The sequence below is a fragment of the Holzapfeliella saturejae genome, assembly GCF_037546065.1.
GTDB lineage: Bacteria > Bacillota > Bacilli > Lactobacillales > Lactobacillaceae > Holzapfeliella > Holzapfeliella saturejae.
Genome location: NZ_JAWMWG010000001.1, coordinates 601,569 through 627,805 on the forward strand (window position 1 = coordinate 601,569; position 26,237 = coordinate 627,805).

Sequence of the window (26,237 nt, forward strand, 5' to 3'; positions counted from 1 at the left end):
TTAACAAACACTGTTGCAATCAAGGTGGTACCGCGCGAGTAAGCGTCCTTGAAATTGTAAGAGTGTTTTTTTATATTAAATTTAAGGAGAAATAAGCATGAAAAAATTATCTAGTGCTGAGTTTAGACAACTATTTTTAGACTTTTTCAAGAGTAAAAATCATATGGTTGAACCATCTGCATCCCTAGTTCCTGTTGATGATCCAACATTACTTTGGATTAACTCAGGGGTTGCTACTTTGAAAAAATACTTTGACGGAAGTGTCGTTCCTGATAAGCCAAGAATTACCAACGCTCAAAAAAGTATCCGAACAAATGATATTGAAAACGTAGGTAAAACAGCTCGTCATCATACTTTCTTTGAAATGTTAGGAAACTTTTCTGTTGGAGATTACTTCAAGGAAGATGCTTTGAAATGGGCCTGGGAATTTTTAACAAGTCCAAAATGGTTAGACATGGATGAAGACAAACTGTATGCTACAGTTTATCCAAAAGATACTGAAGCTAAACGTATCTGGCATGAAGTTGTGGGCTTACCTAAAGATCATATTATCGATGTTGATGATAATTTCTGGGATATTGGTGGGGGTCCTTGTGGTCCTGACTCAGAAATTTTCTATGATCGTGGACAAGCTTTTAATGATGTAGCAGAAGATGACCCTGAAAATTATCCTGGTGGAGAAAATGAACGTTATCTTGAAATTTGGAATATTGTTTTCTCAGAATTCAACCACTTACCAGATGGTCAATACGTTGAACAACCTCATAAAAACATTGATACGGGGATGGGACTAGAACGTGTGGTTTCTGTTTTACAAGATGCGCCAACAAACTTTGAAACTGACTTATTTATGCCAATTATTCACAAAGTTGAATCCTTTACTGACGGTATTAAATATGCAACTAACAAACAGCACGATGTGTCATTCAAGATTATTGCTGACCATGCAAGAACGGTTAGTTTTGCTATTGGAGATGGGGCATTACCTTCAAATGAAGGCCGTGGCTACGTTTTACGTCGTTTAATTCGTCGTGCCGCTTTAAATGGTCAAAAACTAGGTATTAAAGGTGCCTTCTTATACCAACTAGTTGAAGTAGTTGGTGATATTATGAAGTCATACTACCCAGAAGTCTTGAAACAAAAAGATTTCATTGAAAAAGTCATTAAATCAGAAGAAGAACGTTTCCAAGAAACACTATCTGATGGATTAAACTTATTAAATCAAGTGATTGACGAAGCCAAAGCTAATAATCAAAAAGAACTATCTGGAGAAGATACTTTCAAATTATTTGATACTTATGGCTTCCCTTACGAATTAACATTTGAATATGCAGAAGATGCAGGTCTTGGTGTTGATAAAGCTGGTTTTGATGAACAAATGCAACAACAAAAAGACCGTGCTAGAAATGCACGTTCAAAAGTACAATCAATGGGGTCACAAAATGAAGTGTTGCTTGATTTAACAACACCTAGTGAATTCACAGGGTATACAACTGAAAAACAAGACTCAACTTTAGTTGAATTGCTAGTAGATGGCGAACTAGCTGACAAAGCTTCTTCAGGTCAAGCCCAATTAATCTTTGATGAAACACCTTTCTATGCAGAAATGGGTGGTCAAGTAGCTGATATTGGGTTCATTTACAATGACAAAAAAGAAGCTGTTGCCAAAGTAACTGATGTTCAACACGCACCAAATGGTCAAAACTTACATTATGTCGAAGTGTTAAGCCCACTTGAAAAAGGTGCCCGTTACGAACTTGAGATTGATCATGAATTCCGTCGTAAAGTTAAACGTAACCACACTGCAACTCACATGTTAGACCAAACGTTAAGAGAAGTATTAGGTGAACATACTAAACAAGCCGGTTCTTTAGTTGAACCGACTTACCTAAGATTTGATTTTACTAGTTTTGATGCTGTTTCTAGCGAAGACATTAAGCAAATCGAACAATTGATTAACGAAAAAATTTGGCAACAAATTGATGTAACAACCGTTGAAACTGATATTGAATCAGGTAAGAAGATGGGTGCAATTGCTTTATTTGGTGAAAAATATGGTGATCAAGTACGTGTCGTTAATATTGGCGATTGGTCAATTGAATTTTGTGGGGGAACACACGTTAACAACACAAGTGAGCTAGGCTTATTCAAGATTATTTCTGAATCTGCTGTTGGTGCTGGTGTTCGTCGTATTGAAGCCGTGACTTCACAAGAAGCTTTTGAATACTTGAATAACCACTCAGCAATCTTGAAAGCGGTTAAATCAGATGTAAAAGCTACTAAAGATGCTGATGTTGAAAAACGTGTTCAACAACTACAAAACGACAACAAACAACTTCAAAAGGAATTAGAACAAGCTAAAGCTGAAATCAACCGCCAAGCATCAGGTGATTTATTCAACCAAACTGAAGCTATTAATGGACTAAGTGTGGTTGCAGCTGTAGCACCAGTTGATGATATGAAAGATTTACGTCAACTGGCTGATGACTGGAAAGGTCAAAATGTTTCAGACGTCTTAGTTATTGGTGCACAAGGTCAAGACAAAGCAAGTTTAATTGTGGCTTTAGGAGATAAAGCATTAGATAAAGGTTTCAAGGCTGGTGACTTAATTAAAGAATCAGCTTCACTATTTGCTGGAGGCGGTGGTGGCCGTCCAAATATGGCCCAAGCTGGGGGTAAAAACCCAGATGGTATTCCAGCTGCAATCGATAAAATCAAATCACTACTAGCAGATTAAGTTTTCTGTCAATTGTAATACTTATCAAAATCAAGTAAAATAAAGGCAGAGAGTAAAGGAGGATTATTATGAGTTCACTTGATAAAACCATGCATTTTGATTTCAGTCGTTACCAAAATAAAAATGTGAGTCAAACACTAGAAAGTGTCTACCAATCACTTGAGGAAAAAGGATACAATCCAATTAATCAAATTGTAGGCTATCTAATGTCTGGTGATCCTGCATATATTCCTCGTCACAATGATGCTAGAAACTTAATTTTGAAACATGAACGTGATGAATTAATTGAGGAATTGCTCAAAACTTATTTAGGTAAAGAGAAGTAAATGAGAATAATGGGACTAGATGTCGGCTCAAGAACAGTCGGGATTGCAATTAGCGATCCTTTGGGATGGACTGCACAAGGGATTGAGATTATCCAAATCAACGAAGATGAGGGTATTTTTGGATTTGACCGAGTTGAAGAACTGATGGAAGACTATGAAGTTGAAAAGTTTGTTGTCGGTCTACCTAAGAATATGAATAACTCAATTGGTGAACGTGCAGAAAAGTCACAAGAGTACGGCAAAAAATTAGAAGAACTATTTAATAAGCCTGTTGTTTATGTTGATGAACGTTTAACGACAGTGCAAGCTGAAAGAATGCTGATTGAACAAGCTGATACTTCTCGTCAAAAGCGTAAGCAAGTTATCGATAAATTAGCAGCAAGTTTGATTTTGCAAAACTATTTAGACATGCAATAAGAAAGAAAAGAGGAACGATTAATGGCATTTAAAATTAATGATCAAAGCCAATTACCAGCAGAAGACCGTCAAATCACTTTAGTAGATGACAAAGGTAAAGAAGAACTGTTTGAAGTTCTTTTCACCTTCTACTCAGATGATTACGACAACTCATATGTCTTGTTATACCCAGCAGGTGTTGGAACAGATGAAGATGTTGAAATCCAAGCATTTGGCTTTAACGCCGATGAAAATGGGGATGCAACTAAAGGTGACTTATTCCCAATCGAAAGCGATGAAGAATGGGACATGGTTGAAGGTGTCTTAAATACATTCTTAGACGATGACCGTTTAAGTGGTGAATAAAAAAATAATAAAAAAGCTAGCTAAGTTTATCTTAGCTAGCTTTTTTTGTAAGTTAAATTAATTTTTTGGTAAGGGGACAAGTGTTGAACTTGTTAAAATCGTGCTTTTAGTTTGTTCAGCAATTTCTTTGGCATCACTGGCATCAATTCCTTCAAAAGGTGTAATTACAACTGCTTGAGTTAAGGATTGATCTTGATTAAGCTGGTCAATATTTTTCTTAATATTAGAATCTAATGGCCCACCGTGACTTAAGACACGTGTAATATCATTTTCTGCTAACCAATCTAGTGTCTCTTGTTTGTATTCAGGTTTGATTTCGTCAAAAGCATGATTAAAGACAATTTCCATACCTTGAGCTGCCCCAATTAACATTTCCATCGCTTCGATATCGAGTCTTTTAGCTGAAGTTAAAGCCCCAAAACTGACGGCATCAATTCCTAATTCTTGTGCTGTGAATAAATCACGTTCCATGATTTTTAATTCAAGATCATTGTAGTTGAAATGACCAGAACGGGGTTTAATCATAGCGGTTAGGGATAGGCCTTGATCTTGCAAGTATTTAGCCCCTTCAGTTAAAACACCGTGACTAGCAGTTGTTGTTCCACCAGCCAAATTATCAGCTAATAAGATGCGTGTTGCACCATTAGCAACAGCTGCAGGAATAGTTGTGAAATTTTCGACAAGTACTTCTTTGATTATCAAATGAAAGACTCCTTTTTTAGTTATCTCATTATTTTAACAGACCGAAGAATAAAACGACAACAATCGCTAAAATAATTCTGTACCAACCAAATGCGGTGAAATCATGTGACTTCACGTAGTTCAATAAGAACTTGATTGCTAAGTAAGCGACAATAAAGGAAACCACCATACCAATTAATAAAATTGGCAACTGTAAGCCCACGAATTGTCCGCCGTGACTAAAGAATTTATACAATTTAAGTAAAGAAGCCCCAAACATTGTTGGAATACCTAAAAAGAATGAAAATTCGGCTGAAACAAAACGGGAAGCACCAAAGAACATGGCCCTTAGAATTGTTGATCCTGAACGAGAAGTACCAGGGATTAAACTGAGCACTTGGCAGAATCCAATAGCTAATGCGAAGCGGTAAGTCATTTTGTTAAGGTCATTTAAAATAGGCTTACGGTTTTTGTTGTAACGTTCTAAGATAATGTACAACACCCCGTAAATAAATAGGGTCGAAGCAATAACTCCCCATGAAGTTAAATGTTCATCCATCCAGTCGTTTAAAGGTAACCCAATGATAATTGATGGGATTGTTGCGACTAGAACTTTTGCCCAAAGGGACCAAGTTTGCTTAATTTCAAGTGTTGTTTTTTTAGTAGTAAAAGGATTCAACTTATGAAAATAAAGGACAATAACAGATAAGATTGCCCCTAATTGAATAACTACCATAAACATATTAATGAATTCAGGTGATTGGTCAAGATGAAGTAAATCGTTAGCTAAGTATAAATGCCCAGTCGAACTAATGGGTAAAAACTCAGTGATTCCTTCAATAATACCTAAGATAATAGCTTTAATAATATCAAACACGGAAAAAATTCCTTTCGGTTAATTAAATTTTAGTGGGTATTAGTCCCTAAATAAAACACGTGTTGCTTCAGGAACAGCAACATCTTTTTCAATCAAGGATAAGCGACCCGTTTTTTCATCTCGGTTAAATAAAGTTGCATTATCTGAATTTTGGTTAGCAACGATTACACGAGTCTGATCAGCATCCCAGTTGAAGTCACGTGGGAAATCACCTTCGGTGCTAATGGTTTGAATTTCGGTTAACGTTTGGCCTTCATTAGAAATTTCAAAAACACAAATAGAGTTATGTCCTCGATTTGAGGTATACAAGAAGCGATTATCTTTTGAAATCAAAATAGCAGCAGCACCATTGTGGTCAGTATGATCGTCTGGAATGGTTTCCACTGTTTCAAGATGACTGAGTTCACCGTCTGTATAACGTAAAATAGCAACTTGACTTGAAAGTTCACCTAAAACATAGAGTAAGTTGTAATCAGTATTGAAGACAAGGTGTCTAGGACCAAATCCTTGAGCTGTTTGGTAGTGACTATGTAAAGTTAAGTGATAGGTCTCAAAATCAATGTCATAAATAAAGACACCGTCACAACCTAAATCAGCAACTGCTAAACGATTATCAGGTGTTAAATCAGCATAATGAGGATGAGCTTTGGTTTGTTCGGGCTTAATACTGCTACCTTCATGTTCAACTGAATCTTTTAAAGATAATGTACCATCAGCTTCAATTTGATATAAGGTAATAGTTCCTCTATGATAATTGGCTGTAAAAATCAAATTGAATTCCTCACTAATGCCAACATAAGCAGGTGGAGGACCTGGAGTGAGGTATGAAGCGATTAATTGGGGTTCTGGCTTATTTAAATCATAAACAGCAAGACCTCCAAGATCATCTTTTTTAGCAATGGTATAAAGTTTATTTTGTTGGCTAACTTGAAAATAAGTCGGACCTTCAACATGAACAAATGGTGTAACGGTTGTCAGTTGGTCGCTGACTAAGTTAGCTTGATAGATACCTTGGCTATCTCTTTTGGTGTAACCACCAAGTAAAACTGTGTGTTCCAAAATTAATTCCTCCTTAATTCATCTATTTCGAAGTATAGCATAAATTATTTATCACTATATGCTAAAATTAAACTATGTTATTATAAAATTAAAATGAAAAAGGGAGTTAGTTTGATGGAATTTACAGCAGTTATAAAATCAATTGGAGCCAAAGCTTTTGAAAAGCATGTTTACATTTTATTTGATGAAAGCATTACAGCAGATATTGCTGAGGTAAGCATCCAACAAGAATTTAAAGATAAAGAAAACTTAGCTCAGTTTGACATTAAAGCAGGGGATGCAATCGAAATTGATGGTCAATCTTTTAATGTTCAACAAGTTGGTCGTTTAGTTAATGATAACTTAAAAGATATCGCACATGCAGTAGTGATGTTTGGTCCAATCGAAGGCGAACCAATGGAAAATACGATTTATTTAGATGGTGATAAGAACCAAGATCACCTATTTAAATCAGGTAGTACAATCACTTACAAGCTTAAATAGTTAGGGTTAGGTCGTGGCTTTATGGATAAAAAACAATCTAAAAAGGTTTTAAAGACCTGGTTTGAACAGTGGTTTTTAAACAATAAAGCAACCGTTATTTTATTAAATGTGATGCTTTGTTTATTAATCATTTTTGGTTTGAGTCAGGTATCGTATATTTTCACGCCGATTTTTACATTTATTAATGCAATTTTGATGCCGGTGTTGTTTGCAGTAGTTCAATACTATTTGATGAATCCTGTCGTTAACTTTATGGAAAGAAAATTTAAGGTTCCTCGGGTTTTTACAATTATTGCTTTACTCGTATTAGTGTTGGTTTTAGTTGTTTGGACGATTTTTTCTTTGATTCCGATTGTTCAATCTCAAATTGAGTCATTACTGCGTAATTGGCCTCAGATTTGGGAATCATCAAGAGATACATTGAATAATCTAAGTCAAAATCCAAGACTATCCTCATTCCAGCAAACGTTTGAGCAATATGCAGATCAAATTCAAAAAAGCATTTCTTCTAGTTTAAATGAGAGTGTTAATGGATTCTTCAATCAAATTGGCTCAGCGGTTAATTTTGTTTCTAGCGTGTTTGTAACCTTGATTACAGCACCAGTTGTCTTGTTCTTTATGTTAAAAGACGGCGACAAGATTAAACAAAATATCTCAAAAGTTGTCCCTACAAAATACCGTCGTTCAATGGGTGAATTGATGAGCGAAATCAATCAATCAATTGCGGCTTACGTTAGAGGACAGCTGACAGTTGCTTTTTGGGTAGGTGTCATATTTTCAGTTGGATATGTTGCAATTGGTCAAAGCTATGGCATTATTTTAGGTGTATTAGCAGCATTCTTAAATCTAATTCCTTACTTTGGGACATTTATTGCATTAATTCCGGCATTGATTATCGCAGTATGTACACCACCTTTTCCAGACATGTTAATCAAGGTTTTAATTGTTTTTGCAATCGAGCAGACAGTTGAAAGCCGTGTGATTAGCCCAATGGTAATGGGGAATAAAATGAATATGCACCCAGCAACAACCATTTTACTGTTAATTGGTGCCAGCGCTGTTGGGGGATTACTAGGTGCTATTGTTGCGATTCCTGTTTATGCAGTTGCTAAAACTATTGTGCAACGTGCATTCAAAATTTACAGCGAAAAAAGCGGTCTTTACGAGCAAGAAGAAAAACTTCCTGATAAATCTCAATCGCAAGAAAAAGAGGCTAAGAACTCGTGACAACTGTTGCGAAAATACGCGATAAGTAGTATAGTAGAAATACGGCTTTGACGTAGGCTTTTATTAGGTTAACTTGATAAAAACTTGCGAAAAAATCCCATTAACGTAACGCCTTGCTGTGTCAACCACCGAGGCGGTACGTTTTTTTTTTGGTAAACAAGGAGAAAAATACAAATGACACAAAATCATATCGTTTTATATGAACCTTTAATTCCTGCTAACACCGGAAACATTGCAAGAACCGCAGCAGGAACAAAAACTAGCTTACACTTAATTGAACCTTTAGGGTTTAAGACAGATGATAAGCATTTGAAAAGAGCGGGACTAGATTACTGGAATGACGTTGATATTCATTACCACAAGAATTTGGAAGCGTTTATGCAAACATTGGGAGAAAATGATGAGTTATTTTTAATCACTAAGTTTTCCTCAAAAACCTACGCTGATGTTTCTTATCAAGATCCAAATAAAAATTATTATTTTATGTTTGGAAAAGAGACGACAGGTTTACCTGAAGACTTTATGAAAGATCATGAAGAAAAAGCGCTTAGAATTCCTATGACAGATAAAATTAGAGCGCTTAATTTGTCAAATACAGCAGCAATTATTATTTACGAAGCACTACGCCAGCAAAACTTTTTAGACTTAAAACGTGAACTACACTATAAACACGATAAATTAAAAGATTAATTAGGAGGAATGACAGATGCAATTAAAAAAAAATCAGGTGGTTGTGAACTCTTTTCATTACGATTTAGTTAAACCAGAATCACAAGTCAAAAACGATTTAAATGTCACAATGAACCGTATGAATATTACCCATAGTAATGGCGAACTTGATAAAGGTGAAGAAGGGCATTACTTTGAAATGAAAGTGCCGTTTGAAATTGTCCCACAAGATAGTGGCATCAAAGTAACCGGACAAGTGAGCCAACTCATTCAAACTATTGATTATTATGGTGAAGCAAATGAGCTAGATGGGGGATCACTTGAAGAAATGACACGTCCTTTAATCGAAAAGATTGAAGAATTAGTGTACGCTATTACAGAAGTAACTTTAGATGAACCTGTACGGTTAACTTTTAGACCTAACAGATAGTAAATTAGATTTAAATGGTGAGATAAAAAGATGGTTAAGAAGAAAAAAGCACCAGCAACAAAAAAGAAAAAACCTCAGACAAAGAAGCCTAAGAAAAAAGATTTTAATTTTGTTATTGCGGGAATTATTATCATCTTCATTTCGATTTTTTCTTTCTTTAAGTTTGGTTGGCTTGGTAACCAACTAGCAAACTGTTATCAGTTTTTTGTAGGGGAAACCGTATGGTTTGCGGCAATTGCCACCTTTATCATCGGTCTGGGGATGATTATCTACGAGAAACTGCCTAAGCTTTCAGCCAAGCGTTATGTTGGTTTTGGATTAGCATATTTATTTGTGCTATGTATTATTTCAACTTTACATTTTAATAAAATCGGGTTAGCCACGGACTATATCGGTTCATTTTTACATGAGGCTACTGAGGGATTCAAAAATCCTGGAAGTGGTCAATTTAGCGGTGGTATCTTAGGTGTTGGTTTATTGACTATTTTGAATCCGTTAGTTGGAAATGTCGGAATTTACTTGATTTCAGCTATTTTAATTATGGTCGGTTTGCTACTCTTTTTTGATGTTTCTTTTGCAAGTTTTATTAATATTTTTCAAGACAATAGTAAAAAGGTTATTAATCAAACGCAAGATGTGGTTGAGAATTCAAAACAAAAGTATAGTGACTTTGTTGAAAAGAAAAAACAAAAAGTTGAACATAACGTCGACTTTCCTAATACAACTGATTTTGATACTAAAAAATCCGATAAAGCTAAAGCACCTGAATCATTAAATAATAATGACTCATCACATCCAGCTCCTAAAGAAGTTGAAAAACAACCAACACAACAGGTTGTTTCAACACACCCAGATGTTAATCAAAAGCAATCTGTTGATGAATTAGATGATCATAAGTATGCAGACTTTAGTCGCAGAGAAAAATTCAAATCGCAAACAGAACCAGATATTAAGCAAACGCCATCAGAATCACAAGCAAAAGAAGATTCATTGTCTGAAGTTGATTTACCTAAAACGCAAACAATGGAAGAAAGTTTACAAAGTGCACCTGATTTAACTGAAAACACATCAAAAGAATCAGCAGGCAATCAAGGTATCTATCATAAACCACCTTTGGATTTATTGGCGCCTTCACCAGAAGTGGATCAGTCAGAAGAACGTGAATTTATTGAAGAAAATAAAGAAAAATTACGAAAAACGTTTGAAAGTTTTGGCGTTAAAGTTGAGGTAAAAAAAGCTGACCTAGGACCTTCTGTAACTAAGTATGAGGTGCAACCGGATATCGGTGTAAAGGTAAGCAAAATCGTGAATTTGGCTGATGATTTGGCTTTAGCATTAGCAGCTAAAGATATCCGAATTGAAGCACCAATCCCAGGAAAGCCTTATGTTGGGATTGAAGTTCCAAATAAACAAACACTGCCTGTTTACTTTAGAGAAAGTATTGAAAAACAAGATCCCGAAGACAAACAAAAGCCATTGTCAGTACCACTGGGAAAAGATGTTACTGGTGAAATAATTTCAGCAGATTTAACTAAAATGCCCCACTTGCTAATTGCAGGTTCAACAGGTAGTGGGAAATCTGTGTCAATCAATGCTATTATTACAAGTTTACTAATGAAAACCACACCTGATGAATTAAAATTGATTTTAATTGATCCTAAAATGGTTGAGTTATCGGTTTACAATGGCATTGCTCACTTAATGATTCCTGTTGTAACGGATGCTAAAAAAGCCGCTAATGCTTTGAAAAAAGCGGTCAAAGAAATGGAACGTCGCTATGAATTATTTGCGGCTTCAGGTGTCCGTAATATGACTGAATATAATCAAAAAGTTGCTCAAAATAATGCAGATACGACTAATCCAGTGATGGAAAAACTACCTTATATTGTCGTTATCATTGATGAGTTGTCTGATTTAATGATGGTCGCAGGAAATGAAGTTGAATCTGCTATCGTGCGTTTAGCGCAAATGGCTCGTGCTGCTGGGATTCACATGATCATTGCAACTCAAAGACCATCTGTAGATGTCATTACAGGACTAATTAAGGCTAATGTGCCATCAAGAATTGCTTTTGCAGTTTCAAGTGGGATTGATTCTCGCACGATTCTAGATAGTCAAGGTGCTGAAAAACTACTGGGTCATGGTGATATGTTATTTGTACCAATTGGTTCTAATAAGCCAACTCGGATCCAAGCATCATTCATCTCAGTTGAAGAAGTTGAGCACGTTGTTGCTTTTGTTTCAAAACAAAAAGAAGTCGAATATGATGAAAAAATGTTGCCTAATGCTTCTGGTAACGGAGAGCAAGATAATGATGAACCACCAGAAGATGAGTATTATGATGAAGCAGTGGCATTAGTTCAAAAACAACGTTCAGCAAGTGTTTCCATGTTGCAAAGACGATTTAGAATAGGGTACAACCGTGCTGCTAGACTAATTGATGAGATGGAAGATAGAGGCGTAGTTGGCCCTTATGAAGGTAGCAAGCCGCGTAAAGTTTATGAAATTGAAACAAGTCAAGACGAAACAGAAGGTGAATAAAATGACAACTGCAACAATTTTAAAAAATGATAATTTTAAAACAGTCAGCATTGGCTGTTTTTTTAAATTACCCCTGACAAAAGAAAACTTATCTTACTTAACGCTTTTAAGTAATTATCAACAACTTGGAACGCAAGAATATGATACCCAGCAAAAATTAGAAGCACATGCTGATTATCTTTATGCAGCAAAATTTGAGACGAGACCACAAATTTATGGAAATACTATCATTGTGCGTGCAGAAGGGAACTTTATTGAACCTGATTTAGTGGATGATGAGACTTATAATTACGAAACGATTGTGCGATTTTTTGAAGAGATGGTCTTTAACCCTAACTTTAAAAATCAACCTGAACATCAGTTGCAGTTAGCTAAAAAGCAAGTAAAACATGATTATGAGTCTTTTAACGAAGTAGCTTCTAATAAGGCATACCAGGTCTTTTTTAAAGCGTTTTACCAAGATTATCCTGATTTTCAAAATCCAATTTTTGGTGATTTAGAGTTAGTTAGTCGTTTATCAGTTTCTGATTTAAAAAATTATTATCAAGACTTAGTGCAGGCACCAGCAACTGTTATTGCTTATGCTAAAGATCCTGAAAAAATGACATCTATTCTGCAAAGTACCGCATTTGATAAGTTAAATACTAGCGGTTTTGGCCAAGATAATCTTAAAACAAAATCGGGTCAAATTGATACACGACTTGAATTTGACTATGGCTATAATCAAACACAGCTCGTTTATGGTTATCAGACACAAGAAGATTATCAAACTCCTATTTTAGGCTTAGTGTTTTCTCAAATTTTAGGTGGAGACGAATATTCTTTATTATTCCAAGAAGTTAGACAAAAAGCAGGGCTAGTATACTCTGTCTTTAGTGATTATTACTTTTACAATAATCTTGTGATGATTCAGACTAGCTTATTATCTGATTCAGTGACTCAAGCTTCTGAAATTATTGAAGAACAAATTCAAAAAGTTAGCGATGGCGCTTGGCAGGAAGATTTATTACAAACAGCCAAGCAACAATTAATTAGTCATAGGCTGATTTTACAAGAAATGCCACAATTTAAAGTGCAGTCTGAACTGATTGCGCAATTAAGAAAAATGAAGCAGTCAGATTTTGCTAAACAAGTTAATAGTGTAACAAAACAACAGGTTGTTGATTTTGCTAAGCAGTTAACCCGACCAATGAAAGTGATTATTAAGTAGATGAAAGGAGCTAATATGCAAACTAATCCCTATCACGAACAGGTTCATCACCATACATTTTCGAATGGGTTTGATCTGTTTTATATCGAAAAAAAAGGCTTTGCGCAAAAATTTGCGGGAGTAATGATTAATTATGGCGGTGCTGATCAACCTCGTGATTTCACATTGCCAGCAGGTACCGCCCACTTTTTAGAACACCAACTTTTTGCTAAACCTTATGGTGATATTACGGATAAATTCGAACAGTATGAAGCGTCCTCTAACGCTTTTACTTCGTATAATGAAACGATGTATTTTGCTAATTTCACACATCACACATACGAAAATATAAAAACGTTGGTTGAGTTGGTAGCAAATCCTTATTTCACAGAGAAAAATGTGGATACTGAACGAGAAATTATTTTACAAGAATTAAAAATGTACCAAGATATGCCAGATTGGCAACTAAATAATCGATTAATGCATATGATGTATGGCGATGAACCTTTAAGTCAAGAAGTTGTCGGAACAGAAGACTCACTGCAAACAATCACGGCTCAAACGCTAACTGACGCATACAATGAGTATTACTCTGCCCAAAACATGAAGCTAGTGGTAGTTGGCGATTTAGATTTTAATCATTTAATTGATGAAATCGAAGCAACAGTTAAGCAAATTAAATCAAATTCAAGTAATATTGTTGAAGAAAAAACAACTTTCAAAGATGAAGAGTCAAAAGTAGTTAAAGTCGAAGGTAAAGTAGAGTCACCTAAGTTTTCAATCGGTATCAAGTTTAGCGAACATGATTTTGATGTTGCTAGACCTCAATTGTATATTGCTATGCAAATCTTAATGGAAACTTTATTTGGTTTAAGTGGTCAATTATATCAAGATTTACAAAAACAAAATTTAGTTAATGGTGAGATTGATTTTGATATCAATTTTAATCGACAAGGCGATTTTGCAATTGTTAGCGGGACATCACAAAATCCCCAAGAGGCTGCTACTCTAATTAAAGAGGCGTTCTTCAACGCATCAATTAACCAAAGTGATTTTGAACGACAAAAGCGCAAATTATTTGGACAAGAAATTCGTCAATTGGATGATTTCGAAGGTTATGGTATTGAGTTCATTGAAAGTATTTTTGATCAAGAGGATTACTACCAATACTATACGGACATTCAAAATATTTCATTTGAAACATGTACAAAACTAATCAGTGAGATTAAAACACAATCTACTTCTCAAACTGCTATTTTATTTAATCAAAATAATGTTGACAAATAGACTAAACCACAGTTTTAATATATGGTATAATTAGCTACAAAGTTTTAGAAAGATGGAATGTTGGATATGAATGAAATAGGTCAAAGACTACATGATTTACGTGTTGAAAAGGGGTTATCAATTGATGATATACAGGCACGTACAAAAATACAAAAGCGTTACTTAATAAATATTGAACAAGGTGAATTTGACCAGCTTCCTGGTGAGTTTTATGTTAGAGCTTTTGTTAAACAATACATTCAAGCTCTGGGATATGATTCAAAAGAGTTTTTTGAAAGTGTTGAAAAAGACTTACCTAAAACTAAACCAGATACATATGTTGAAAATTCAATAGATAATAAGAGTGATGAAGTTAAACGTACAACCAATAACAAAAAGGGAATTTGGAAGAATTATGTTCCCCACATTATCATAACGTTAGCTATTATCATTGTGCTAGCATTGGTTGTCTTCATCTTTAGTCGCGTTTTTGCAAAACCTGCATCATCAAATAATAGTGATAACCAAGTAATTATGACAAGTCGCTCACAATCTGAATCAGAATCAAGTCAGAGCCAAAGCAGTAGTTCAAGTGAAAGTCAATCAAGTACTTCAGAGTCATCACTTAGCTCAAGTTCAGCTATTGCTTCTGCTAACAGCATTAAATTGAGTGGCACAAATCAATATACAGTTTCAAAATTGACAGAAGCAGCTCATAACTTAGTGTTACAAAGTAAAGGTCAACCAGTGTGGTTAGGTGTTACGGTTAATGGTTCAATGGTTTGGCAGGGAACATTAGCTGCAAATCAATCTCAGGTAGTTTCATTGCCACAAAATGCGACAACAATGGTTATCAACAGTGGTAATATTGGCACAACGCAATTACTATTAAATAACCAAGAAGTACCTTTAGAAAACGCTAATCAGTTGGGTATGACTCGCCAATTGACATTTAACTTTGAGGGCTAATAATGAATATTCCTAATCAACTAACCGTTTTTAGAATAATCTTAATACCTATATTTATCATTGTATTAGTCGGCGGTTTTTGGACTGATACATTGACTATTATGGGAACATCACTGCCACTATTTCAATTAATTGCAGCAATTATTTTTGTGGTTGCCTCATTTACAGATTTTTTAGATGGCTATATTGCTCGCAAGAATAATCTAGTAACCAATTTTGGTAAATTTGCTGATCCTTTAGCAGATAAAATGTTAGTTATCACGGCATTTGTTTTGTTGATTGCCATTGATAAGGCACCTGCATGGATGATTGCAATTATCGTTTGTCGGGAATTAGCTGTAACAGGTTTGCGGTTATTAATTGTTGAAGAAAATGGCAAGGTCCTTTCTGCAGCAATACTAGGCAAAATTAAAACCTTTTCTCAAATGACTGCTATTACATTTTTATTACTAAATAATATGATTTTTAATTTAATTCATTTGCCAATAGGTGAGATATTACTTTGGATTTGTTTAGTATTTACTGTTTGGTCAGGAATTGACTATTTCTATCAAAACCGTCAAATTTTTGCAGATTCATTTAAAAAATAACGTTCTTTTGAGAGCGTTATTTTTATTAGATAGCGTAATTAAATAGTGTCAAAGCAAAATAGAACATTTGTTCTGTTTTGCTTGCAATTTTGATAAAGAACAATTAAACTAGATATCTACGATAGTCATCTCGATAATTGAGATGAAGGAGGGACAAATTTGGTAAAAGACGAAAGAAAAGCGGCTTTAGACATGGCGCTTAAAAAAATCGAAAAGAACTACGGTAAAGGTGCTATTATGCGAATGGGTGAAAAAGCCGATACGCGTATTTCTACTGTATCATCTGGATCTATTGCTTTAGATACAGCGTTAGGTGTAGGTGGCTTTCCAAGAGGACGTATTGTTGAAATTTATGGACCAGAAAGTTCTGGTAAAACAACTGTAGCTTTACATGCAGTTGCAGAAGTTCAGCGTAACGGTGGGACAGCTGCTTATATTGATGCTGAGAACGCAATGGATCCGGCATATGCAACCAACTTAGGTGTTGATATTGATGAACTGCTACTATCACAACCTGACACAGGTGAGCAAGGACTTGAAATTGCCGATGCACTTGTTTCTAGTGGTGCCGTTGATATTGTGGTAGTTGACTCCGTTGCTGCTTTGGTACCTAGAGCCGAAATTGACGGTGAAATGGGAGATTCTCATGTTGGGTTACAAGCACGATTAATGTCTCAAGCTTTGAGAAAGCTTTCAGGTCAAATCAATAAAACCAAAACAATTGCATTATTTATTAACCAAATCCGTGAAAAAGTGGGTATCATGTTTGGTAACCCTGAAACTACTCCAGGTGGTCGAGCACTTAAATTCTATTCAACAGTTAGGCTTGAAGTTAGACGTGCTGAACAAATTAAAAACGGGACCGAAGTTCGAGGTAACAGAGCTAAAATTAAAGTGGTTAAGAATAAGGTAGCCCCACCATTTAGAGTGGCAGAAGTTGATATTATGTATGGGCAAGGAATCTCACAAAGTGGAGAACTTGTTGATATGGCTGCTGAGAAGGATATCATCAAAAAAGCAGGTGCTTGGTATTCATATGGAACAGAAAGAATTGGCCAAGGTAGAGAAAATGCTAAGCAATTTCTTGAAGATAATCCGCAAATGTATGATGAAATTAAACACAAAGTTAGACAAGCTTATGGGCTGGAAGAAGCTCAACAAGCAGATGAAAAGTCAACTGATACACAAACAGAAGATAAAGCTGAAAACAAAAAATAAAAGCGATGGGCTTAAGTGCTCATCGCTTTTATTTATTGACATTAGCTGTTATGACAATTACTATTAAATAGTGTATTAATTTAAAGTGATAGGGGATTTATAATGAATAGTATTATAACAATAATCCTAGCTATTGCGACATTGTTTATTGGTTTACTAATAGGATATGGACTTCAAAAAAGAGCTTATGCTATTAAAGTGAAGTCTGCTAAAGATGAAGCAACATCAATTATGAATGATGCTAAAAGAAATGCAGAAACTTTGAAAAAAGAAACACTTTTGCAAGCTCAAAAAGAAGCTTATCACTATAGAAATCAAATTGAAGATGAGTTAAAGCAAAGACGTGACACGATTTCAATGCAAGAAAATCGATTAGCTGCTCGTGAAGACACGATTGATCGAAAAGACATTTCTTTAGATCAAAGAGAAAAACAAATTCGTCAAAATGAACAGCAAGTTAATGATTTAAAAGCAGCCATGGCACAACGAAAGCAAAGCGCTGACGAGTTAGTGACTCAGCAAGAAGAAAAACTTCATCAAATTGCACAGCTTTCTAAAGAAGATGCTGAGCAATTGATTTTGACCAAACTTTCAGATGAACTTAGACATGAGCGTGCAAACTTAATTCAGCAAAATCAAGAACAAATTGATAATGCTGTCGATAAGCATGCCAAAAATCTTTTAGTTCAAGCTATTCAAAAAGGTGCTGCTGAAACAGTTGCTGAAACAACCGTTTCAGTTGTTAATTTGCCTAATGATGAGATGAAAGGGCGAATAATAGGTCGTGAAGGACGAAATATCCGCAGTTTTGAAGCACTAACAGGAATAGATTTAATTATCGATGATACACCTGAAGTTGTTGTGCTAAGCGGATTTGATCCAATTAGACGTGAAATTGCTAAACGATCACTTGAAAAATTAATCGAAGATGGTCGTATTCACCCTGCACGAATTGAAGAAATTGTCGATAAGTCACGAAAAGATGTCAACGATGATATTTATCAAGCAGGTGAGCATGCCTTAATTGAACTTGGGATTCACAATATGCATCCCGATTTAATTAAAATTGTCGGACGTTTGAATTACCGAACCAGTTATGGACAAAACGTCTTAAACCACTCAATTGAAGTGGCACAACTGGCCGGTAATCTTGCAGCTGAACTCGATCTAGACGAACAACTAGCTAAAAGAGCGGGATTATTACACGATATAGGTAAAGCTATTGATCACGAATTAGAAGGGTCACATGTTGAGATAGGGGTTGAATTAACAACGAAGTATCACGAACCTAAAGTTGTTATCAATGCCATTGCTTCTCACCATGGGGATGTTGAACCGACATCCTTTATTGCCTTACTGGTGCAAGCCGCTGATACGATTTCTTCAGCTCGACCAGGAGCAAGATCTGAATCACTTGAAAATTATGTTAGAAGACTTGAAAAACTAGAAGCCATTGCTAATAACTTTGATGGTGTTAAACAGACATTTGCCATTCAAGCAGGTCGAGAAATCAGAGTCATGGTATCACCAGAAGAAGTTTCAGATGATGAAATTGTTATTTTGTCACATGAAATTCGACAAACAATTGAAGATCAACTTGAATACCCAGGTAACATTAAAGTGACGGTTATTCGAGAAAAAAGAGCTATTGACTATGCAAAATAAAGCGAAGATATTAGTATCTTCGCTTTTTAAATTGTATTTAAAGTGGGTCACTTGTATAATTTGTAATAGATAAATTAGTTATTGGAGCAAAAAATTATGTATAACATTATAGTCAATTTGTTTTTAACGGTTATAATTTCAGCATTTATAACCCCATTTGTTAGACGCTTGGCATTTGTATTAGGAGCAGTCGATAATCCTAATGCTCGTCGTGTCAACAAAAAGCCTATGCCCACTATCGGAGGGTTAAGTTTATTTATAACCTTTTCAATTTCAACTTTTGTGTTATTACGAAACCAGTTTCCAACACATGAACTATTTGGTATTTTTTTGGCAGCGTCTGTCATTATCCTAACTGGAATTGTGGATGATATTCGAGAGTTGAAGCCACGATATAAAATGATAGGGATGATTTTAGCAGCTGTTATCATTTACTTGTTAGCAGGTGTTAGGATGGTTCATTTTTATTTACCATTTGTTGGGTTAATTAACTTAGGATGGTTAAGTTTTCCGATTACCATTTTTTGGATTTTGGCCTTTACTAATGCGGTGAATTTAATTGATGGATTAGATGGACTGGCTGCAGGGGTTTCAATGATTAGTTTATTGACTATGGGGATTATCGGCTTTTTCTTTTTAGTTAATACCGATGCTTATGTTTCGTTGATGGCTTTTGTATTAGTCGCCGCTCTGATCGGCTTTTTGCCCTATAACTTTCACCCAGCTAAAATCTTTTTAGGAGATACTGGTGCGTTATTTTTAGGCTTTATGATTGCGGTTTTGTCACTAAAGGGTTTGAAAAATGTGACATTAATTTCATCAATCGTACCAATCGTTATTTTAGGAGTGCCGATTACAGATACTATTTATGCCATGCTCAGACGTATTTTAAATAAAAAACCAATCTCTCAAGCAGATAAACACCACTTACACCATCAATTAATGCAAATGGGATTCACTCATAGACAAACCGTGCTGGCTATCTATGGAATTTCATTAATTTTTGCATTTTGTGCAATGCTGTTTGTACTATCGCCTGCTCAAGGTGTTTGGTTCTTATTGGTTGCTGTGGCATTTGCTTTAGAAATTTTTGTAGAATCAATTGGATTGATGGGGCCAAATCGCAAACCATTGTTATCGTTTATTAGACGAAAAATTCAAAAAAATAATCATAATGACAAAGTGGTCTCTAAGATGGATCACAAAATAGATAAAAAAAATAAGTCCTAGAATAAGGACTTATTTTTTTATGCTGGCAGTTCATTATAACGGGCTTCACCGATTGTAAACTCAACTTGACCATTTAATAATTGTGTAATTTTTTCTTTTGTTGGTTCAATATCAACCTCATCTAGAAAAATACCAATTAAGATGTCACTTCCGAATTCCTTTTTAGCTAGTACAATTTCATTTTGTTCCAAAAAGTAGTCAATTTTACCAAGGTTTGGATAATCAACATGAAAAATTAGCTCGGGTTGAAGGACACGATGGACCACGCCGATTTCTTCGGCGCCTTTTGAAACAGCATTACTGTAGGCACGGATTAAGCCACCAGCTCCTAGTTTAATACCACCAAAGTAACGGGTTACGACCACCACAACGTTTTGTAAATTCATCATCTTTAGTGCTTCTAGCATAGGTACGCCAGCAGTACCTGAAGGTTCACCATCATCATGAGCGCGTTGTTGTTCATTGTTTTCACCAATCACATAAGCACTGCAATTATGTGTGGCACTGCGGTGTCGTTTTTTTATTTTATCAATAAATTCTTTGGCTTCATCTTCATTAAAAGCACGCTTAAATGTTGCAATAAAGCGACTCTTTTTAATGACGATTTCAGATTCAGCTTCTTCTTTAATAGTATAATAATTCATGAAATCACTCCTTAATAGTGTAATTATTAATATGATTAAACAAGATGATTTAAGCGGACGTCAATTTTTAATAAAAAGCAATCAAAAAAAGCAGTTCAGTCATCTAGGTGTACTTGTTCCCGCCTTTAAAAATAATAAGTGTTTGAGGTGTGGTCAAAGTGAGTTTTATACTTTACCTACGCAAGTACGTCAATGCACAGCCTGCCTAGAGTTGAAAGCTGTGTTTGAAACTGATTGGTTATTACGTGTTCCAACCACTAACTTAAAAAAAGTAACTACTTCTAGTTTAACATGGGAGGGGAGTTTGACTAAAGCACAACAAAAAATTTCAGACCAGCTAACATCTCATTTAAAAAAGAAAGAAGATACCTTGATTCACGCTGTTACAGGAGCAGGTAAAACGGAAATGTTATTTGCATCGATAGCTTTTGCATTGCAAGAAGGGATGCGAGTTGTTTTGTGCTGCCCAAGGGTGGATGTTGTAGATGAACTATTTGAGCGACTGTCTTTAGCTTTTAAAACAACTAGTATTGGCAAATATCACAGTGAGTCCCACCCGATTAATTCCAATTACCCTTTAATTATTTGTACAACACACCAACTAATGAAGTTTTATAAAACATTTGATGTTGCAATTGTAGATGAGGTCGATGCTTTTCCATTTGAGTCATCAGAGATTTTGCACTATGCCTTGAAACAAGCTATTAAACCAAATGGCCAAAAAGTTTTACTGACAGCTACTCCTAGTCAAAACTTGCTTAATCAAGTAAAGTCAAAACAATTAAACTACCTGTTATTGAATAAACGGTATCATGGTCATCGTTTACCAGTTCCTAAATGTCACTTACTTTTTCAAAAACAGCCAATAGGTCGTTTTTTACTAGACTTTCGTTTGAAAAAATTATTAAATCGCTTAATTAAAGCGCAAAAACCTATTTTAATTTTTGTCGATAAAATTGCTAATTTACCAAATTTAAAAATCAAATTGGCGCACTTTTATCCAAGTCTTATAATTGAAACGGTTAGTTCAAAAGACCCATGTCGTCATCAAAAAGTTGAGTGGTTTCGAGCGGGTAAAGTTGATGTATTATTAACGACAACGATTCTTGAAAGAGGGGTCACTTTTGAAGATGTTCAAGTTATTGTTTTAAATGCCGATGATGCTATTTTTAAAACATCATCTTTAGTTCAAATAGCCGGCCGAGCAGGAAGGAAAAAGGATTTTCCTAAAGGTGAAGTTCACTTTTTTTACCACCATTATACGACGGCTATTCAACAATGTCTTAAGCAAATTAAAAGGATGAATAAATGGGATTAACGTGTCTACTTTGTCAAAACCAATTCAAAGAACTTAATTTATATCAATTGTTTCGGCAAAAACAGCAACGGCTTATTTGCTACGATTGTTATCAGCAGTTTGAAAACATTCAAAAAAATACAACTAGGTGTCAATTTTGTCAAAAAAAGTTAGTAGCAGAAGCCGTCTGTAATGATTGTCGAAGGTGGCAAATAATCTATCCAAATGATTGTCTTAAAAATACAGCTTGCTATCAGTATAATTTAGAATTAAAAAATTTAATTAGACGTTATAAACGGTATCATGATGCTTCAAGCTGTGAGATATTTGTTGCTTTAATCGAATCAGAACTAAAGAAAAAACAATACGACTATTACGTTTGTTTGCCATCTAGTCCCAAGCATAGTCAAGAACGACAATTTGATCATATTGAGCTGATTTTTTCAAAAATAATCAAACCAACATCAATCTTAACTTATGTTGAGCAGCAACATTATCAAGCACAGGGAGAAAAAAATCGACAAGAACGACTATTGACGACACAAATGTTTACTTGCCAAGATTTCAAATTTGATAAGTATACTAGAATTTTACTGTTGGATGATATCTATACAACCGGCAGAACACTCTATCATGCTAGGGATGCTATTAGAAAAGTCGGGTTTCTTGGTCAAATTGATAGTTTTACAATTGCAAGGTAAGTTAATTTGATAAAATTGCGACAATTTAGTCGTTAGGCAATTTAATTTTTTGATTATAAATGATAAACTATTAACGGAAGAGTTAGAAATATTAATTATCAAAACATAATTGAGGGAATTTATATATGGCAAATATTTTGAAACGTTGGATTGAAAATGATAATCATGAAGTCAAACGTATTAGCAAATTAGCAGATAGTGTCGATGCTCTTGGTAAAGAGTTCGAAGCATTATCTGATGAACAACTACAACAAAAAACACCAGAATTAAAACAAAAATTAGAGTCAGGTAAGACACTAGATGATATTTTACCTGAAGCTTTTGCAACTGTTCGTGAAGCAGCCAAACGTGTTTTAGGTCTTTACCCATACCACGTTCAAATTATGGGGGGTATTGCCTTGCATGAAGGTAATATTTCTGAAATGAGAACCGGTGAAGGTAAAACATTGACAGCGACAATGCCAGTTTACCTAAATGCGTTAAGTGGGAAAGGTGTTCACGTTGTCACAGTTAACGAATACTTATCTTCTCGTGATGCTACAGAAATGGGAGAACTTTATAAATGGTTAGGGCTAACAGTTGGATTAAACCTCAACCAAATGTCTTCTGACGAAAAACGTGAAGCATATAATGCAGATATCACATATTCAACCAACAGTGAACTTGGATTTGATTACTTGCGTGATAACATGGTTGTTTATAAAGAACAACGTGTACAACGCCCGTTAAACTTTGCAGTAGTTGATGAGGTTGACTCTGTTTTAATTGATGAGGCTAGAACACCATTGATTATTTCAGGACCAGTTGAAAATTCAACTATTAATTATGTTCGTGCTGATAAATTCGTTAAAACACTTAAAGAAGAAGACGATTACACTATCGACTGGCCAACTAAAACGATTAGTTTAACTGAAGATGGTATTCGTAAAGCCGAAGAGACATTTAATTTAAGTAACTTATACGATATTGAAAATACCGTATTGAACCACCATATTGATCAAGCATTAAGAGCTAACTATACAATGTTACATGATATTGATTACGTGGTAGATGACGGCAAAGTTATGATTGTTGATCAATTTACCGGTCGTGTAATGGAAGGTCGTCGTTATTCTGATGGTCTTCACCAAGCTATTGAAGCTAAAGAAAACGTTAAAATCGAAAACGAATCTAAAACAATGGCTAACATCACTTACCAAAACTTGTTTAGAATGTACGCTAAATTATCAGGGATGACAGGGACAGCAAAAACTGAACAAGAAGAGTTTAGAGAAATTTATAACATGCAAGTTATCACTATCCCAACTAACCGTGAAGTGCAAAGAAATGACTTGCCAGATTTACTTTATCCAACACTAGAAAGTAAATTTTCAGCTGTTGTTAAAGATATCAAAGCTCGTCACCAAAAAGGCCAACCTGTATTGGTAGGGACTGTTGCCGTTGAATCTTCTGAATTACTTTCAAGAATGTTAGCAAAAGAAAATATCCCACATGCTGTTTTAAATGCTAAAAACCATTTTAAAGAAGCTGAAATTATTACAAACGCAGGTCAACGTGGAGCAGTTACGATTGCAACTAACATGGCTGGTCGTGGAACCGATATTAAACTAGGACCTGGTGTTAAAGAAGTTGGCGGATTAGCCGTTATTGGTACTGAACGACACGAGTCACGTCGTATTGATAACCAACTTCGTGGACGTTCTGGTCGTCAAGGTGATCCTGGTGAAACACGCTTTTATCTCTCATTTGAAGACGACTTAATGAAACGTTTTGGTTCAGAACGTGTTAAAGCCTTCTTAGACCGCATTTCAGGAGATGACGAAGACAAAGTTATTGAAAGTCGTTTATTAACTCGTCAAGTTGAAGTTGCACAAAAACGTGTTGAAGGTAATAACTATGATACACGTAAGCAAACGCTTCAATATGATGATGTTTTACGTGAACAGCGTGAAGTGATTTATAGCCAAAGAATGCAAGTTATTGAAGAAAGAATTGACCTTAAGCCAATTTTAATGCCAATGGTTTATCGTACAATTGAACAACAAGTTAACTTGTATGCTCAAGGCAATGTCAGTGATTGGAATACTGATGCTTTAAAAGATTTTGCGGTTAATTCATTAGCTTCAGAAGAAGTTGTGAGTCAAATTAATTTTTCAGAGTTAAAGGATGCTGATGCTGTTCAGAAATGTTTGCGTGAATTAGCGGACGAAAGTTACGCTCAAAAAGCACAAGATTTACCAGATCCACAGCAATTCTTAGAGTTTGAAAAAGTTGTTATCTTACGTGTGGTTGATGATCGTTGGACTGATCATATTGATGCGATGGAACAATTACGTCAGTCAATTGGTTTACGTGGATACGGACAATTGAATCCTTTAGTTGAATATCAAGAAGAAGGATTTAAAATGTTTGAAGAAATGATTGGAAATATCGAATACGATGTGACACGATTATTTATGAAAGCAGAAATTCGTCAAAACATGCGTCGTTAATAAATAGGCAGGCCGTTACATACGACCTGCTTTTTGATGGAGAGGAAAAGTGCCCCGTGGAAAATAATGAGATTGTCAGACTGCTATCCGAACTTGATCAAAAAGTAACCCAATTCAGGGGGTCTCTTTGACCTCGATGGTTTAGCAGAGTCTATTGCTTTAAATGAACATCAAATGAGCCAAAATGATTTTTGGAATAATCATCAAACTGCTCAAAAAGTGATTGATGAAACAAATCTAATGAAGAAAAAACATGATAATTTGTTAGCATTAATCAAAGAATTAGATGATGCAAAAGTATCGTTTGAACTTGTCCAAGAAACAGGCGATGCGGAATTAAAGACTGAACTTGAAAAATCACTAGAATCCCTAACCGAGAAAATGCAAAATTATGAGTTAAGCTTATTACTTTCCGATGAGTATGATTCAAAAAATGCATTACTTGAAATTCATCCAGGTGCTGGTGGCACCGAGTCGCAAGACTGGGGATCAATGCTACTTCGGATGTACCAAAAATGGGCAGATAAACATCATTTTTCTGTAGAAGTCAATGACTATCAAGCAGGAGAAGAAGCTGGTATCAAAAGTGTGAGTTTATCAATTAAAGGTGAAAATGCTTACGGTATGTTAAAATCAGAGCATGGGGTTCATCGGTTAGTCCGAATTTCTCCCTTTGATTCTGCCAATCGTCGTCACACCTCTTTCGCTTCTGTAGAAGTGATGCCAGATATTGATTATTCAATTGATATCGATGTTAATGACGATGACTTGCGAATTGATGTTTTTCGCGCTAGTGGTGCCGGTGGGCAACACGTTAACAAAACATCATCTGCTGTTCGTATTACGCATTTGCCGACAGGTATTGTGACAAGCTCACAAGCGCAAAGGTCGCAATTGCAAAATAAAGAGACAGCAATGAAAATGCTGAAAGCAAAGCTTTTCCAACTAGAAAAAGAAAAGCAAGAGCAGGAAAAAGCCGCGATTAAAGGTGAGCAGTTGGAAATAGGCTGGGGCTCACAAATTAGGTCTTATGTCTTTCATCCTTATACAATGGTTAAAGATCATCGTACACAACATGAGGTTGGAAATGGCCAAAGTGTGATGCTTGGAAACCTTGATTCTTTTATGTATGCTTACTTACAGTGGCATTTAGGCCGTCAAGATAATAATTAAAACTCTCAGGA

At 35.3% G+C, this 26,237-nt stretch carries 24 protein-coding genes; 20 read left to right on the top strand and 4 right to left on the bottom strand.

All coding sequences use genetic code 11. From position 1 onward, the window contains the following. The first annotated feature begins 97 nt into the window (after positions 1-97). The 4 genes from alaS to R4Y45_RS02945 all read left to right on the top strand — a co-directional run bounded on the left by alaS (position 98) and on the right by R4Y45_RS02945 (position 3,825). Positions 98-2,737, top strand: a complete 2,640-nt coding sequence (alaS, locus tag R4Y45_RS02930; protein ID WP_339969110.1) for an alanine--tRNA ligase — start codon at positions 98-100, stop codon at positions 2,735-2,737. Positions 2,738-2,805: 68 nt separating this feature from the next. After that, positions 2,806-3,063 (top strand): IreB family regulatory phosphoprotein, encoded by a 258-nt coding sequence (locus R4Y45_RS02935; RefSeq protein ID WP_339969112.1) that lies wholly within the window; start codon positions 2,806-2,808, stop codon positions 3,061-3,063. Then, entirely contained in the window at positions 3,064-3,480 is a 417-nt protein-coding gene (gene ruvX / locus R4Y45_RS02940; protein ID WP_339969114.1) for a Holliday junction resolvase RuvX, read from the top strand. Positions 3,481-3,501: 21 nt separating this feature from the next. Further along, positions 3,502-3,825, top strand: a complete 324-nt coding sequence (locus R4Y45_RS02945; protein WP_339969116.1) for a DUF1292 domain-containing protein — start codon at positions 3,502-3,504, stop codon at positions 3,823-3,825. Between the two features lie 57 nt (positions 3,826-3,882). Here the strand turns inward: R4Y45_RS02945 and R4Y45_RS02950 are convergent, their stop codons facing one another. The 3 genes from R4Y45_RS02950 to R4Y45_RS02960 are packed head-to-tail and all read right to left on the bottom strand — an operon-like array spanning position 3,883 to position 6,442. Beyond that, positions 3,883-4,527, bottom strand: coding sequence for a copper homeostasis protein CutC (locus R4Y45_RS02950; protein ID WP_339969117.1), 645 nt, complete (start codon positions 4,525-4,527; stop codon positions 3,883-3,885). A 28-nt stretch (positions 4,528-4,555) separates the two neighbouring features. Next, positions 4,556-5,383 (bottom strand): undecaprenyl-diphosphate phosphatase, encoded by an 828-nt coding sequence (locus R4Y45_RS02955; RefSeq protein ID WP_339969119.1) that lies wholly within the window; start codon positions 5,381-5,383, stop codon positions 4,556-4,558. Positions 5,384-5,422: 39 nt separating this feature from the next. Beyond that, on the bottom strand, positions 5,423-6,442 hold the full coding sequence (locus R4Y45_RS02960; RefSeq protein ID WP_339969121.1) for a lactonase family protein: 1,020 nt from the start codon (positions 6,440-6,442) through the stop codon (positions 5,423-5,425). A gap of 114 nt (positions 6,443-6,556) precedes the next feature. Between R4Y45_RS02960 and R4Y45_RS02965 the strand changes: the two genes are divergently transcribed. From R4Y45_RS02965 to R4Y45_RS03020, 12 genes are all read left to right on the top strand, one after another. Beyond that, positions 6,557-6,925 carry a PTS glucitol/sorbitol transporter subunit IIA gene (locus R4Y45_RS02965; protein ID WP_339969123.1) on the top strand — a complete coding sequence of 123 codons (369 nt, stop codon included), beginning with the start codon at positions 6,557-6,559 and terminating at the stop codon, positions 6,923-6,925. Between the two features lie 21 nt (positions 6,926-6,946). Next, complete coding sequence (locus R4Y45_RS02970) at positions 6,947-8,152, top strand: AI-2E family transporter (RefSeq protein WP_339969125.1); 1,206 nt, start codon at positions 6,947-6,949, stop codon at positions 8,150-8,152. Positions 8,153-8,326: 174 nt separating this feature from the next. After that, entirely contained in the window at positions 8,327-8,842 is a 516-nt protein-coding gene (gene trmL, locus R4Y45_RS02975) for a tRNA (uridine(34)/cytosine(34)/5-carboxymethylaminomethyluridine(34)-2'-O)-methyltransferase TrmL (protein WP_339969127.1), read from the top strand. A 16-nt stretch (positions 8,843-8,858) separates the two neighbouring features. Continuing rightward, the gene (locus R4Y45_RS02980; RefSeq protein ID WP_339969129.1) at positions 8,859-9,251 is read left to right on the top strand and encodes a DUF1149 family protein; all 393 of its coding nucleotides are present in this window, start codon (positions 8,859-8,861) and stop codon (positions 9,249-9,251) included. A 30-nt stretch (positions 9,252-9,281) separates the two neighbouring features. Then, positions 9,282-11,792, top strand: coding sequence for a DNA translocase FtsK (locus tag R4Y45_RS02985; RefSeq protein ID WP_339969131.1), 2,511 nt, complete (start codon positions 9,282-9,284; stop codon positions 11,790-11,792). Position 11,793: 1 nt separating this feature from the next. After that, on the top strand, positions 11,794-13,002 hold the full coding sequence (locus tag R4Y45_RS02990) for a M16 family metallopeptidase (RefSeq protein WP_339969133.1): 1,209 nt from the start codon (positions 11,794-11,796) through the stop codon (positions 13,000-13,002). Further along, positions 13,003-14,268, top strand: a complete 1,266-nt coding sequence (yfmH, locus tag R4Y45_RS02995; RefSeq protein WP_339969135.1) for an EF-P 5-aminopentanol modification-associated protein YfmH — start codon at positions 13,003-13,005, stop codon at positions 14,266-14,268. Positions 14,269-14,334: 66 nt separating this feature from the next. After that, positions 14,335-15,216 (top strand): helix-turn-helix domain-containing protein, encoded by an 882-nt coding sequence (locus R4Y45_RS03000; RefSeq protein WP_339969137.1) that lies wholly within the window; start codon positions 14,335-14,337, stop codon positions 15,214-15,216. Between the two features lie 2 nt (positions 15,217-15,218). Beyond that, on the top strand, positions 15,219-15,806 hold the full coding sequence (pgsA, locus tag R4Y45_RS03005; RefSeq protein ID WP_339969139.1) for a CDP-diacylglycerol--glycerol-3-phosphate 3-phosphatidyltransferase: 588 nt from the start codon (positions 15,219-15,221) through the stop codon (positions 15,804-15,806). A gap of 159 nt (positions 15,807-15,965) precedes the next feature. Beyond that, entirely contained in the window at positions 15,966-17,024 is a 1,059-nt protein-coding gene (gene recA, locus R4Y45_RS03010; RefSeq protein ID WP_339969141.1) for a recombinase RecA, read from the top strand. 102 nt (positions 17,025-17,126) lie between these two features. After that, the gene (gene rny / locus R4Y45_RS03015) at positions 17,127-18,689 is read left to right on the top strand and encodes a ribonuclease Y (RefSeq protein WP_339969143.1); all 1,563 of its coding nucleotides are present in this window, start codon (positions 17,127-17,129) and stop codon (positions 18,687-18,689) included. A gap of 96 nt (positions 18,690-18,785) precedes the next feature. Next, a complete protein-coding gene (locus R4Y45_RS03020; protein WP_339969145.1) occupies positions 18,786-19,919 on the top strand; it encodes a glycosyltransferase family 4 protein in 1,134 nt (377 codons plus the stop codon). Between the two features lie 17 nt (positions 19,920-19,936). On the opposite strand, the gene R4Y45_RS03025 is transcribed toward R4Y45_RS03020, so the two are convergent. Beyond that, positions 19,937-20,563, bottom strand: coding sequence for a YigZ family protein (locus R4Y45_RS03025; protein ID WP_339969147.1), 627 nt, complete (start codon positions 20,561-20,563; stop codon positions 19,937-19,939). Between R4Y45_RS03025 and R4Y45_RS03030 the strand changes: the two genes are divergently transcribed. From R4Y45_RS03030 to prfB, 4 genes are all read left to right on the top strand, one after another. Further along, positions 20,562-21,881, top strand: a complete 1,320-nt coding sequence (locus R4Y45_RS03030) for a DEAD/DEAH box helicase (RefSeq protein WP_339969149.1) — start codon at positions 20,562-20,564, stop codon at positions 21,879-21,881. The two genes, R4Y45_RS03025 and R4Y45_RS03030, sit on opposite strands and share 2 nt — an antisense overlap. Further along, positions 21,872-22,561, top strand: coding sequence for a ComF family protein (locus R4Y45_RS03035; protein ID WP_339969151.1), 690 nt, complete (start codon positions 21,872-21,874; stop codon positions 22,559-22,561). Before R4Y45_RS03030 ends, R4Y45_RS03035 begins: the two co-directional genes overlap by 10 nt. Before the next feature lie 125 nt (positions 22,562-22,686). After that, positions 22,687-25,053 (top strand): preprotein translocase subunit SecA, encoded by a 2,367-nt coding sequence (secA, locus tag R4Y45_RS03040; protein WP_339969153.1) that lies wholly within the window; start codon positions 22,687-22,689, stop codon positions 25,051-25,053. Between the two features lie 56 nt (positions 25,054-25,109). Beyond that, a protein-coding gene (gene prfB / locus R4Y45_RS03045; RefSeq protein ID WP_339969156.1) for a peptide chain release factor 2 occupies positions 25,110-26,226 on the top strand; the annotation gives its coding sequence in 2 pieces (ribosomal slippage) (positions 25,110-25,181 and positions 25,183-26,226; 1,116 coding nt in all). Positions 26,227-26,237: the final 11 nt, after the last annotated feature.

Coding starts and splice junctions, on each gene's coding strand:
- R4Y45_RS02945 (WP_339969116.1), top strand. CDS start 3,502: ATGGCATTTAAAATTAATGATCAAAGCCAATTACCAGCAGAAGACCGT.
- R4Y45_RS03025 (WP_339969147.1), bottom strand. CDS start 20,563: ATGAATTATTATACTATTAAAGAAGAAGCTGAATCTGAAATCGTCATT.
- R4Y45_RS03035 (WP_339969151.1), top strand. CDS start 21,872: ATGGGATTAACGTGTCTACTTTGTCAAAACCAATTCAAAGAACTTAAT.
- alaS (WP_339969110.1), top strand. CDS start 98: ATGAAAAAATTATCTAGTGCTGAGTTTAGACAACTATTTTTAGACTTT.
- R4Y45_RS02935 (WP_339969112.1), top strand. CDS start 2,806: ATGAGTTCACTTGATAAAACCATGCATTTTGATTTCAGTCGTTACCAA.
- R4Y45_RS03030 (WP_339969149.1), top strand. CDS start 20,562: ATGAAATCACTCCTTAATAGTGTAATTATTAATATGATTAAACAAGAT.
- yfmH (WP_339969135.1), top strand. CDS start 13,003: ATGAAAGGAGCTAATATGCAAACTAATCCCTATCACGAACAGGTTCAT.
- R4Y45_RS02990 (WP_339969133.1), top strand. CDS start 11,794: ATGACAACTGCAACAATTTTAAAAAATGATAATTTTAAAACAGTCAGC.
- trmL (WP_339969127.1), top strand. CDS start 8,327: ATGACACAAAATCATATCGTTTTATATGAACCTTTAATTCCTGCTAAC.
- R4Y45_RS02980 (WP_339969129.1), top strand. CDS start 8,859: ATGCAATTAAAAAAAAATCAGGTGGTTGTGAACTCTTTTCATTACGAT.
- ruvX (WP_339969114.1), top strand. CDS start 3,064: ATGAGAATAATGGGACTAGATGTCGGCTCAAGAACAGTCGGGATTGCA.
- secA (WP_339969153.1), top strand. CDS start 22,687: ATGGCAAATATTTTGAAACGTTGGATTGAAAATGATAATCATGAAGTC.
- R4Y45_RS03000 (WP_339969137.1), top strand. CDS start 14,335: ATGAATGAAATAGGTCAAAGACTACATGATTTACGTGTTGAAAAGGGG.
- R4Y45_RS02965 (WP_339969123.1), top strand. CDS start 6,557: ATGGAATTTACAGCAGTTATAAAATCAATTGGAGCCAAAGCTTTTGAA.
- R4Y45_RS02970 (WP_339969125.1), top strand. CDS start 6,947: ATGGATAAAAAACAATCTAAAAAGGTTTTAAAGACCTGGTTTGAACAG.
- R4Y45_RS02985 (WP_339969131.1), top strand. CDS start 9,282: ATGGTTAAGAAGAAAAAAGCACCAGCAACAAAAAAGAAAAAACCTCAG.
- rny (WP_339969143.1), top strand. CDS start 17,127: ATGAATAGTATTATAACAATAATCCTAGCTATTGCGACATTGTTTATT.
- pgsA (WP_339969139.1), top strand. CDS start 15,219: ATGAATATTCCTAATCAACTAACCGTTTTTAGAATAATCTTAATACCT.
- R4Y45_RS03020 (WP_339969145.1), top strand. CDS start 18,786: ATGTATAACATTATAGTCAATTTGTTTTTAACGGTTATAATTTCAGCA.